Raw genomic sequence first — 12,572 nt, 5'->3', positions numbered from 1 at the left:
ATTTAGTTGAATAGCCTTTCTAGTTGATCACATAGTTGAGACACATTCACATGATCATGTTCGATGGTTAAATCAACATACCCATCGCCTCTAAATGCTCGATCAAGTTCGATTAACACGTGAGTTTTGTGTGCTTCAGGCACAAATGATAACTCTATCTCTTGAATGCCAAATAACGAACGCGTGTTTGGCCTATATTCTAACTCTTGATAGCAACCAGACGTTGATTGAAAACTAGAAGCTCTCAGATAGCCTTTTTCAACATCTGCTTTTACTAAGCTAAATCCGAGCTTATCCATCGCCTGCATACAGGCTTTGACAGCTTCATTCGGGTAAATATGCAGCGTATCTTTGTCATTGGGATCAATGGCTAAATCAATATCAAGACCGGTTTCAACCCAAACAAATGAATGATTGTAACCTGCGTTCAACTCAGTAATCGGGGTTTCTGAATGTAGTCTTGCTTCAAATGGTATGACTTTCTTTTCACCTGGTGCGATTACAAATTGTTCTGAAATACGCCATTTGTCTAGAACGTGATTGGTAAAATATTCGCCATCATCTGACTCAACTTTGACTCGCGTCATCAGTGCTAATTCTAGGCCGGATACCTGTTGCTCAACATCTCCGCCTTCAACAATGATTTGTGCTTGAAACTTTTGACCTGGATATAAATGTTCAGTTTCTAAAATAGTATCGACCTTCGCAGCCCCGATACCCACAGATGCAAGGATTTTTTTAAACATCGCCTCTCCTGTAGAGATTATTCCTTCTTACTGCATCTTAACCACATTTATTAAATCTTGTCAGCGAAAATTTTTGTTTTTAATGCAAATATCTTTCACTGATAACAAGTTAGTCAAATTTTACGAACTATTAGCCTAAAGTTTTGATTTATAAATCAGTCAGTTTTGCTAATATGCAACATCAATTTCGCTTAATTATATTGAATATGGAACTGTTGTTTTTTGCTGTCGCATTCGCATGCGGATTTTCTATTTACCAACTCAAGCTTCCGCCACTCATTGGTTTTTTAATGGCTGGCTTTATTTTAAACCTAATGGGTCATCAGACAACTGATTTACTAACCCAGTTAGCTGATTTAGGTGTAACCATACTATTATTCAGTATTGGTCTAAAACTCAAAGTCGGTAATTTAGTTAAACCTCAAGTATGGGGTCCAGCAACACTACATATTGTTTTAAGCACAGCTTTTTTTGCCAGTCTGTTATTATTATTAGGCGCGGCATCTCTGCCCCTATTCAGCTCACTAGATACCTCCAGTGCTTTGCTTGTGGGTTTTGCGTTTAGCTTCTCAAGTACCGTATTTGCTGTAAAGGTACTAGAAGAGCGCGGTGAAATGTCTGCCCTACACGGTAAGATAGCCATTGGCATCTTGGTTATGCAGGATATCTTCGCGGTTATCTTTTTGGCTGTCAGCACTGGTAAAATGCCAAATATTTGGGCGCTTGGACTTTTAGTCGCACTGCCTTTATTTAGACCTATCATGTTCTGGGTACTCAATCGCTCTAAACATGGTGAACTTTTACCTCTATTCGGCTTTTTCTTCGCCTTGGTAATTGGCTACCATGCTTTCGAGTTTGCAGGGTTAAAGGGTGATTTAGGTGCTCTTATCATAGGTATGATGTTTGCCCCACATAAAAAAGCCAGTGAATTGTCTAAATCATTACTCAATGTGAAAGACATTTTACTTGTCGGCTTTTTCTTAAATATTGGCCTAAATGCAAATATTACACCTAATGCGCTGTTAGCTGCGGTCATGCTTATCTTAGTGTTGCCTATCAAGGTTATGCTTTATTACCTGTTAACAAACTTCTTCAGACTCAGGGCGCGTACGTCTCTACTGAGTGCATTTACGCTATCAAATTACAGTGAGTTTGGATTAATCGTTTGTGCGGTAGCTGCCTCAACAGGCCTCATTACCAGCGATTGGTTAGCCGTTGTTGCCATTGCAGTTTCAATCACTTTTGTCATTGCTTCTCCACTAAATAAACGTGCTAATGAGTTGTACGTTAAGCTAGAGCCTTGGCTATTAAAATTTGAGAGTGACAAACGCTTAGAAGAAGAATTACCTGTTAATTTAACTGATACCAAAATAGTTATTTTCGGTATGGGCAGAATTGGTACGGGTGCTTATGAAACCATAGAAGCGTCGCACCCTGGTAAAGTAGCTGGTATTGATATCAAACCGGAAGTCGTTGATAAGCATGTAAAGCGCAACCGCCGTGTTTTACTTGCAGACGCGACCGATCCAGATTTCTGGCAGCGCATGAACCACTCTGACGTTGACATGGTTATGTTAGCTATGCCTAAGCATATGCAAAACATTTTTGCATTAGAACAGCTTAGAGCATCGGGGTTCAGCGGTCGTGTGAGTGCCATCGCATATTATCCAGATCAACAACGTGAATTAGAAGAAATGGGCGTAGAATTTACCTATAACTTCTATCTAGAAGCCGGTAGTGGTTTCGCTGAGCATGTTAGTCAAAAAATATTTAATTAATAACTTAAAAAGTTATCAGTACCATAGCAGGTACTGATAACTATTTCTATTTACCTCTCAACAACTTACATCTAGACGTCTATTACCCTTGTTCCAAATAATGCAAGTCGATTTACAAAGCTTTACATGGGCCGTAGAAATCATGCTCAAAAAAAGAGTAAACTGGAACGGTCTTATGAGCTAAGTCTCTATTTTAAACACAATTTTTGTTTTAAATGTGATTGACCCTAAGCTCTTATTTTTTGGAATTTTTGGCAAGCGAGAGGCATTGATGCGTAAAGGTAAGGCAGAATTAAATTTTTCAGCCGTGGTGGATGACGTTAAAGCAAGTCCTTTTGTGGATTTGCAAAGCCGACTTGACGAGCTGCAAGACAACGGAATGACAGCGCTGACAATTCGCACTGTTTTATTTAACAAAATGTTAGATATGCACAGTGTTCCGGCCGATCATTTTTTGAGAAAAGAATCAGCCCCATCTAGATTAGATGACCCAAAAATAATTGAAACACTTAATGACCTTGGCTTTTATAAACAAAGCAAAGTCGTTCATTAATTAATTGGGGAGCCTACTCTCCGACTTATAGGCTGGCAATGCCCGTCGCCAGCCTATCTTCTTTCCTACTAAATATTACTTGCTTGTTTCTTTCTCTTTTAATGCGTCTTTCTTGAGGATTTTCTTCGGTATAAGACTGAGAACAGATAGCTTTATTGGCAACCAATAAATTGCATAAACAGAATCATGTTTAGCGTCATATTTACCAACGCCAATACTTACTTTGCCAGCCTCAGATGCTTTTATTAAAGTCCCACCTAGCCTATCCCAAATAGCCAATGCAGAGCCTAAGTTGGTATCAAAGTGTTTAGGGTTATCGCTGTGATGAACCTGATGTTGAGCAGGGCTAATAAACCACCCTTCTAACTTGTCTCCCCAACTAAACCAAATGTGGGAGTGTCTTAAATTAGCACCAAAAATATTAAATAAGAAAACAAAGGCATTTGCACCTAGAATGTCAAACATGCTTAATGAAGTGCCGAATAAATGATAGCCTATACCAACAGCGATGCCTTGCGTCACCGCCATTCTGCAAGCGTATAAGTAGCTCTCAACAGGATGAGTTCGATAAATAGTAAATGGCGTCAGTACCTTTGCTGAGTGATGAACTTTATGAAACTCCCATAAAAATGGGACTTTATGAAGCAATAAATGCAGCAAGTATCTAGTGAAATCATCGAGCAAAAATAGTATGAGCGTAAAAAAAGCAATCACACTGGCTTCTGGCCATTGCAACATAAGTGGTTTGCCGAGCACCCACTCCAGAAAATCTGTAACAGCTATCGCGACAGGTACCATGGTGAGTACAATAGGTGCAAACGTTGCTGCTTTGATGATTTTATTTGTGATAAGCAAGGTGTAATCTAATTTCGCACTTTTACACAACCACACATCTTTAGGAAATAAAAAACGCAAAAAGCCTTTGCCACTTTTCGACTTTTCAATTTGTGCATAAACAAAAAACGCCATAACTATCGCGCTAAGTAAATATGGAATGTATATGCGCTTGTTTGCGTCAATTAAATAGGTAGGCAATGCTGATAAGTCTTGCCAAATCTGCTCTAACACACTTTCTCCTTTAACACAGAAATTTAGAGAAGTAATTTTGTTTAAATAGACTCAATATATTATGACACATGAAAATTTATAAAAAACTTATGTATTTATATCGTTCTGTATTAAGCATAAAATTATACGAAAAAGGGCCACAAGTGGCCCTTTTAAATACAAAAAAATATATTTTAAAACTGATACTTATAACCAAATATAACTTGTCTTGGTTTACCCGGGCGCGCACCATAAGGTCGACGGCTCACTACTTTCTCTTCATCAAGTAGGTTATCAATCTTAAGATAGATACGTCCATACTTATCAAAATCGTAACCCGCAGATATATCAACCGTAATCGCACTATCAGTTTTTGCACCATTAAGACCATCTGCAATAATGTCGCCATTATCATCAACAAGGTCACCAGCTCTTTCTTGCATTGAAGAAACATTCTTAATGCTTAAATTGGTGTACCACTCGCTTGCCTCAAGACCAATATTAAATGCAAACTGATGTTCAGGAACATATGGAAGGCTGTCACCAGAACTCACTCTTCCCCATTGATCAAAGTCTGATGTGAAATCTGTTTTAAACTCACCTTTGGTGTATGTATAAACAAAGCCATAAGGAATATCTATTTGCAGGTTCAAGGGATAGCGCTGAGAAAATTGTGTTTCTAGGCCGTATACATCAACTTCACCACCATTGAATTCTTGGTCTATTGCCTCATCGATACCACAATTTGAAAATCCACAACTTTCTTTTAAATTGCTGTAGTCATTGAAGAATGCAACAGCTTCGAATTGCGTTATTCCATCATTAAATCGACCACCAAACTCATAGTTAACACTCTTTTCAACTTCGATATCTGCAGCTTGTTTAGGACTACTTGGAACAAAGCCTTGGTGCACACCAAACAATAAACCAGAGTCATCATTTAATTGATAAAAACCACTCACGCCTGGTAACCAGATCGTAGTCTTTTTCTTTTGCCAATCGTCAGTATCTTTTTTATCTGTATAGTACATGTCCATGCTTTCGCCGCGTACACCCGCAGATACCGTTAAATTACCCAGCGTCACAGTATCTTCAATGTAAACTGAAAGCGCTTTCGTGTTTTCGATATTTGTCGTGGTGAATACAGCTTCTTCAGCTGTTTTTAGCGCAAAACCGTCTTCCATTTCATATGTTTCAGTAAAGTGCTTACGTTCTATTTCATCTTCATGTAATCGAACACCGAAAGCAAGCTTGTGCTCAACACCCTGAATTGAGAAGTCATAATTACCATCAACTTGAATACCCTGAGAGAAGTATTCGCGATCATTGGTACCCATTAGTAAATAATGCGTTGTGCTGCCTGATTCTACTGAGTTTTGTGTGCCAGAGATAACTGCGTATTCTCTTTCATATTTTTCAGGGTTAGCCAAAACAGCAGACAAACTAGCTTGCGAGCCTACTAACTTACTAAGCTTCAACCAAGCTCGTTCATAATCATGTCGATAAACACGGGTTGTCATTGATAAATTATCGTCTGACATATTGTGCGAAAACATGAACTGCTGGTGTTTAGTGTCCATTAATGCCGGCTGAGTCGCTGCATAACGTCTGTATGGGTTTTCAGCAAAATCTGCATCAGTTAGACCTAAATATGTTTCGTCTGACTTTTCATCAGCATATGACAGTTTAAGCCCAAACGTATGGTCTACCCCATCATTAGTCAATTGATAGTTAAATTTAGCTAAAAGGTCATTTTTATCGAAGCCTGTGTTACCACCACCATCTAATTCTTTAAAGCCATCAGCTTTTAGATTTACGCCTTCGACTAAAAAACCGACGTTATTAACAACGGAGCCAAAGTGCCCATGTACTTTTTGATACCCGTCAGTTCCTCTTGCGATATCGATACCACCTTCAGTGAACTCAGGTACTTGCCTAGTCACAAAGTTAAGCGCACCAGCCACGGTTTGAGGACCATGCTTTATGGCTGCTGGCCCTTTAAATACTTCAACCGCAGTCATACGCGTAGGTACTGGAAAATAGTACGCTGCTGACGCAGAATAAGGAGAAGGCCCAATCAATACGCCATCTTCCATTATTGTTATCTTTTTGCTTCGCTCGGGTGTTACCCCCCTAAAGCCAATATTTGGACGAAGACCATAACCATCTTCTTCCCTAATATTTACGCCAGGTACTTTACTTAAAATACGGTGAATATCATCATACTCAAACTTTTCTAATTCAACTTCAGTAAGCAAAGTAGTAGAGCCAGCTTCAGTTCGAAGCTTGTCTGTGTGGCTTAGAATTGTAATGTGTTCAATATCATCGCCACTTGTTGCCTGCTTATTATCGGCAAACGCAGAGGTCGCAATACTTGCTACAGCTAATGCTAAAAGTGTTTTTTTCATAGAACTCGCTCTTTAATCGTTGTCGCCCGCAGAAGTCTTAGGTAATTCAAGTGCTAACTTGTTTATAAAGTCATGTTTGAACTGATCCGTAATGTCTTTCACTTTAGCGTGAGTGTGCTCAACTTTTTCTTTATCATTTACAAGTGCTTGCTGCAGGTTTCCATCAATTGCGTCAATTGCCGCATTTGAATCCTGGATACCTTTTAGCATGGCTTCTTTAATGTCTGAACCATCTTCATACTCTAAGAAGTCATCAAAACCAGTTGTATTTTCTGCAGCTGTGCCATTGCCAGTAAATAACTTTTCAAATGCAGCTAGATTCGCTTTCATATTTGCTAGAGAGTTAGCAGACACTGGCGATTCTACATCTTCTGCACACGCTTCTAGGCCGCAAGAATTGCTGAAGTAGCCAAGAGGAAGCGCCAACTTTTGGTCTTTTAATTGCTTATCGGTATAAAACATTGCATTAGTAATTACATTTACTGCAGCATGCGCACTGTCAAAGCTATTACCTGGCTCACCCGCTTTTTTAAGTTCAAGGGCATAACCAGTTTCACCCTGCCATTTTTCTAATAAAACTTTTGAATTATCAACTAAGTCATTTGCAACTTCGAGTGCAAACTCACAGCGAGCAACGCGACGCTCACCATCCGTTCTACTGTTCCAATTAGCAAGGGCATCATTAGCAATTGAACAGCTGTGATCCAATTCTGTACTAAATAACAAGTGTTCTAAACTGACTAAACCTCTACGAGTTGCTGTTCGGTTTTTAATATCATACGGGCGACTTTCATCTAAATTGATGACACCATCTTCGAAATATGCTGTGTCTTGGTCAACGCCGCACGTACTCTTCGCTGGCCATGAATAAATTAAATTTCTTAGTTCGCCTTCATTCGTTGCTAATGGGCCTACCTGCATCAGTTCTGCTTGTTGCCAGATTGCAGTTGTAATTCTCCAACTCGATTGAGCCACTGCAAGTGCATCTAACCTTGCTTGTTCCTCGCTTTCTCCTGCAGCAACTGATTTTTCAACATCGCAGTAAGCTGCTAATGTTGTGCTGTTTTTCTCTGCTTGTTCCTTAAATGAAACGAAAGTAGGTGTCATTACGTTATCAACTAAGTTAGCTAATAAGGCCGTTTCATCGAAGCTTGTTGTACTTCCACCGTTATCGACAACTGGTGTGCCACCGTCAAAGTTTTCACCTTGGCTGCTCGAAGTGCTCTCTGAGCATGCTGCCAGGCCAAGTATTAAAGAAGTAGCTAAAGCCAATGGCTTAAGTTTTGCGGATCTCAACATAAAATTAATCCTAAAGTCTCGAATCATAGATACAGAAAAAGGTTAGTAACCTAAATCACTAACCTTTCAATATATTGTTAGCTAAAACTATTACCAGTTTTTAGCGTTTTCTTCTGCAAAGTCATATGCTTCAGCTAGAATGTCACGTGCTTGGCGTAATTTTTCTGCGTAGGCTTCAAACTCTTCAGTTGTGCCCGTTACTAATGGCTTATCACCCATTAGTGTGTGAACTTCAACAAATTTAGCCTCACCAAAATCAGCTTTTTTCGGGTTTAAATCATCTTCAGCAAATGGAGAGAATGGGCTAAACTGGAAGTTTAACGCGAAACCTTTCATCTCACCCCAATGCTTGGCATAAGTCGCAAACTCATCAGTAGTGTATTCACCATCTTTTAAGTTTTCGATATCGCCAATAGAGTCATTGATGTAATGAACCACTGTCGCTGCAATCGCTTTTTCCCAGCCAAGAGCTGCATCGAAAACATGCTTGTTAAACTGTGCTTTCAACTCATCAGAAAAATCAGCTACATCAGTGCCAAAATTATCTGTGATGATTTTACGTCCCGCGATGAAGTTAACCATTGCTTCAGCAGTGAAATCTGTTGTTTCCTCAGCACCACGGTCACGTTTAGCAGCATTTGATGAGTTACCCCATACAAATTCAGACGCTAAGTCAATAACACCATTGCCGTCAATATCATTTTTACCCTGGAATTCATCACGACCGCCTTTTTTAGCAATTTCGTCATCTGAGTATTCTAGGTAGTTACGTGATGCGCCAAAGTAACCGAAACCTTCGTCGTATTGGTGTTCAAGTTTTGTATACAGAACGCCTTCTTTTTGCGCTACTTTGTTGTCTGACTCAAGGCCTTCACCAAGGTAATCATCAGTACCTTGTGAGAACATTAAAGCGCCAAGCGTGTGTTTTTGTACAAGTTGGACAAGGTCTAAGCCTTCTGGTGTGATGTAAGCTTTGGTAATCGCTACACCATTGGCATCTTCTAAGCTATCACCACCATTTACTTTTTCAATTTGAGCGATGAATAAGTCAAAGTAATGTTTAACCAAGCCTTCTGGTGTCTTAGCCTGAGTACCGAACTCAGTTACACCTTTGAAGTTACCTTCAACTTCCCATTCTTTATACATTTTCGAAGCATCAGCACCTGCAATTTTACCGCTAAGCTCTTTGCCTGAACTTGAAATTGCAGCAAATGTTTTTTGCTCATAACCAGATAAGTCATCACCTAAGTGAGTAATTGGGTTTTCAGATACAGAATCATAATCGCCCCAAAGTGCGTCAAGCTTTGCTCTCACATCAGCAGCTACAATGTTATTTGTTTCAATGTACTCAACAGTCATTAAGCCCATGTAATGCTTAATTTCAGCTGATAATGCATGACGTGCAGTCTGACCAGTGTAAGCAACTGATGAACCTGTTCCAAGTTTAGAAGCAAACTCATATACGTTAACGCCATCTGTTGCTTCAACGTCAGTAATTGTTAGTGTTAATTCTTTATCAAAAGTTAAGCCACCAGCATCTTTTACTGTTACCGTTACTTTAACTTCAGTTTCTTGTTCGTAGTTGATAGCGATTGAGTCTTTTAGCTTTAAATTACCTTCAGCAATTTCGAAGCGGTCATCAGCAACTGTAAAAGTTGCACCTTCTGCATTGTCATCTGTAGCACTTAATGTGCCAACAACAACACCTAATGCATCTTCAGTGATTGCTGATGAAGAAAGAGTGATATCAGTAGGAGCTTGGTTTGTAGGCGTTGTAGGTGTAGATGTTTCGTTATTGCTTGAACCGCCACACGCAGTTAAACCTAATGTTGCAGCTAAGATAGATGTAGCTAACAGAGACTTACGAAGGGTCATTCTTATTGTCCTTTGAAAAATATTAAATATTATTAAATTTTAATTACAGCAAAGTATACACGTATCTAAATAACAATCAATATTATTTACACTGTCATAAATAGTGCTTTTGTCAAAAAACAGTATAAAAAACATTCTAACCTCTGCAAGAGAATAACGACAATCTATTGTAAATCAATTAGATAAAAGCATCTTTCCAAAAAGACAACTCAATAACCTTTATGAGAATCAATATCAATTACTTTATATTTATTGTGCTATTGTCAATTATTCTCGATGCTATCATTAAATATTTGTTGTGCTGTCTGCCAAATAGCCAAATTCACAGGGTCTTTTAACCTTGTAGATTTAGCTATCAAGCCAATTTCTATATTAGTGTTACCGCTTTTGATAGGTAATACTCTCACTTGCCGCTTAAAAGGACTTTGAGATAAAACAACATCTGGTACTAAGGCGATACCAAACCCTAAACTGACAAGGGCCACGATAGCCTCATGACCTGATACATGCGCATAGACTTTCGGCTTAAAGCTTTGCTCTGTGCAGAACTCATCTAATCTTTCTTTTAATACGCCCTGCTCTGGCACAATATATTCGAGCTTTGACCAATCAAGTGACTCTAAAGGCATTGCATTTATAGTTTCGGAAAGTGGACTCTCCATTGTCGGCGCTATCATGAGCAACTTAGCTTCACCTAGCTTTGTATAAGCAAGACCTGCTGGTAGTTCCCTTGGTTTAACTGCAACGGCTAAATCCGCTTTTTCAGCTTGGACGTTCGATATTGAAAGCGCTGGGTCCCCAGTGTTTAGATTCAACTCTACATCCGGGTATTTTTTACGAAATGCCGCAAACAACTTATATATGTAACTATAACTTGCCGTCACAGAACAATATAAGTCAGCTTCACCGGATAAAACCTGTTGCTCAGTTTGACATTGCCCTTTAAAAAGCCGCCATTGATTTAGCGTTGCATTAGCATAGTCAACAAAGGCTTTTCCTTGAGAAGTTAATGACACACTGCGGTTATCTCTAATAAATAAGGGTACGCCGACTTCTTCTTCTAATTGTTTTATTTGTCGGCTCATTGTTGGCGCACTAATAAAGCAAAGGTTACTTGCTCGGCCAAAATGTAAGGTATCTGCTAGCGCTAAGAAATGCTTAAGTTGTTTATGGTCCATTTTACATTTCAAAAATTGAAATACAGTAATTCAAATATATCATTTTACGAAATCAAAACTACCCCCTATTCTCAAACTCGTATCTAGAAAAACACTTATTTTTTAAAGGCTCTAACATGGCGAATTATTTTAATACTCTTCCTTTACGTGAACAGTTAGCACAACTTGCTCAATGCGAGTTTATGGACCCAAAAGAATTTGAAAACGGCGTTGCAGCCCTAGAAGGTAAAAAACTGGTTATTGTTGGTTGTGGTGCACAAGGCCTAAACCAAGGTTTAAACTTGCGTGATTCAGGACTAGATGTAAGTTATGCCCTGCGCGATTCTGCGATTGCTGAAAAGCGTGCTTCGTTCGTTAGTGCATCAGAAAACGGTTTTACCGTTGGCACTTATGAAGAACTTATTCCTACTGCGGACTTAGTGCTTAACCTTACGCCAGACAAACAACACACCAGCGTCGTTGAAGCGGTTATGCCACTGATGAAACAAGGCTCAACACTGGCATATTCTCATGGCTTCAATATTGTTGAAGAAGGTATGCAAGTGCGTGAAGACATCACAGTGATCATGGTTGCACCTAAGTGCCCGGGTACTGAAGTACGTGAAGAGTATAAACGTGGCTTTGGTGTACCGACACTTATCGCCGTTCACCCTGAGAATGACCCTGAAGGTAAAGGTCTTGAGCAAGCAAAAGCCTATGCTGCGGGTACTGGCGGACACAGAGCTGGCGTACTTAAGTCTTCATTTATTGCTGAAGTAAAGTCAGACCTTATGGGTGAACAAACTATCCTTTGCGGTATGTTACAAACAGGCTCATTACTTTGTTTCGATAAGATGGTAGAAAAAGGCGTTGATGCAGCGTATGCGTCAAAACTTATTCAATACGGTTGGGAAGTCATTACAGAAGCACTTAAGCATGGTGGTATCACCAATATGATGGACCGCTTAAATAACCCAGCAAAAGTAAAAGCATTTGAGCTAAGTGAACAACTAAAGCAAATCATGCGTCCACTGTACAACAAGCATATGGACGATATCATCAGCGGCGAATTCTCAAGCGGCATGATGGCCGATTGGGCAGAAGACGACGCCAAGCTTCTTTCGTGGCGCGCAGAAACCGCTGAAACCGCATTCGAAAAGCAAGAGAATACGGCTGAAGAAATTTCTGAACAAGCTTTCTTCGACAAAGGTATTCTAATGGTTGCTATGGTAAAAGCAGGTGTTGAACTTGCGTTTGAAACCATGACTGCTGCAGGGATCATTGAAGAATCAGCATATTATGAGTCGCTTCACGAAACGCCGTTAATTGCAAACACAATTGCACGTAAGAAACTATTCGAAATGAATCGTACTATTTCAGATACAGCAGAATATGGTTGTTATTTATATAACCATGCTTGTTTACCACTACTTCAAGATTTTATGAAAGAGATTGAAACAGATGTCATTGGTGAAGGATTAAGTTCAGATAATTTTGTTGATAACCAAGTATTAATCTCGGTAAATAGCGCAATTCGCAATCACCCTGTTGAAAAAGTGGGTGAGACATTACGCGGTTACATGTCAGCAATGAAAAAGATTGTTTAGAAACGTTTCGCTTGTTAGAAACCAAGCCCAATAACTGCAAAGTTTTGGGCTTTTTTACTATTTGTTTACAATTTTAAATAAACTTCAATAGTAGATAAGATT

Annotated in this window: 9 protein-coding genes; 3 read left to right on the top strand and 6 right to left on the bottom strand. The window is 39.3% G+C overall.

Annotation, left to right across the window (positions count from 1 at the left end; all coding sequences use genetic code 11):
- Positions 1 to 2 precede the first annotated feature (2 nt).
- Entirely contained in the window at positions 3 to 746 is a 744-nt protein-coding gene (locus tag ABMY35_RS09635) for a sporulation protein (RefSeq protein ID WP_138482911.1), read from the bottom strand.
- Positions 747 to 952: 206 nt separating this feature from the next.
- Between ABMY35_RS09635 and ABMY35_RS09630 the strand changes: the two genes are divergently transcribed.
- On the top strand, positions 953 to 2,524 hold the full coding sequence (locus tag ABMY35_RS09630; protein WP_349286008.1) for a cation:proton antiporter family protein: 1,572 nt from the start codon (positions 953 to 955) through the stop codon (positions 2,522 to 2,524).
- 271 nt (positions 2,525 to 2,795) lie between these two features.
- Complete coding sequence (locus tag ABMY35_RS09625) at positions 2,796 to 3,077, top strand: hypothetical protein (RefSeq protein ID WP_138482907.1); 282 nt, start codon at positions 2,796 to 2,798, stop codon at positions 3,075 to 3,077.
- Between the two features lie 75 nt (positions 3,078 to 3,152).
- Here the strand turns inward: ABMY35_RS09625 and ABMY35_RS09620 are convergent, their stop codons facing one another.
- The 5 genes from ABMY35_RS09620 to ilvY form a co-directional block, all read right to left on the bottom strand.
- A complete protein-coding gene (locus ABMY35_RS09620; protein WP_349286007.1) occupies positions 3,153 to 4,145 on the bottom strand; it encodes a sterol desaturase family protein in 993 nt (330 codons plus the stop codon).
- A 173-nt stretch (positions 4,146 to 4,318) separates the two neighbouring features.
- Positions 4,319 to 6,532 carry a TonB-dependent receptor gene (locus ABMY35_RS09615; RefSeq protein ID WP_349286006.1) on the bottom strand — a complete coding sequence of 738 codons (2,214 nt, stop codon included), beginning with the start codon at positions 6,530 to 6,532 and terminating at the stop codon, positions 4,319 to 4,321.
- A 12-nt stretch (positions 6,533 to 6,544) separates the two neighbouring features.
- Entirely contained in the window at positions 6,545 to 7,831 is a 1,287-nt protein-coding gene (locus tag ABMY35_RS09610; protein WP_349286005.1) for an imelysin family protein, read from the bottom strand.
- Between the two features lie 90 nt (positions 7,832 to 7,921).
- The gene (locus tag ABMY35_RS09605; RefSeq protein WP_349286004.1) at positions 7,922 to 9,706 is read right to left on the bottom strand and encodes a DUF4856 domain-containing protein; all 1,785 of its coding nucleotides are present in this window, start codon (positions 9,704 to 9,706) and stop codon (positions 7,922 to 7,924) included.
- Between the two features lie 263 nt (positions 9,707 to 9,969).
- Positions 9,970 to 10,884, bottom strand: coding sequence for an HTH-type transcriptional activator IlvY (gene ilvY, locus ABMY35_RS09600; RefSeq protein WP_349286003.1), 915 nt, complete (start codon positions 10,882 to 10,884; stop codon positions 9,970 to 9,972).
- 116 nt (positions 10,885 to 11,000) lie between these two features.
- Between ilvY and ilvC the strand changes: the two genes are divergently transcribed.
- Positions 11,001 to 12,470 carry a ketol-acid reductoisomerase gene (gene ilvC, locus ABMY35_RS09595; protein ID WP_349286002.1) on the top strand — a complete coding sequence of 490 codons (1,470 nt, stop codon included), beginning with the start codon at positions 11,001 to 11,003 and terminating at the stop codon, positions 12,468 to 12,470.
- Positions 12,471 to 12,572 lie beyond the last annotated feature (102 nt).

The sequence above is a fragment of the Pseudoalteromonas sp. BZB3 genome, from assembly GCF_040104455.1.
Classification (GTDB): Bacteria; Pseudomonadota; Gammaproteobacteria; order Enterobacterales; family Alteromonadaceae; genus Pseudoalteromonas.
The sequence above is the reverse complement of the archived record's forward strand: the minus strand, read 5'-3'. Positions and strand labels throughout refer to the sequence as shown.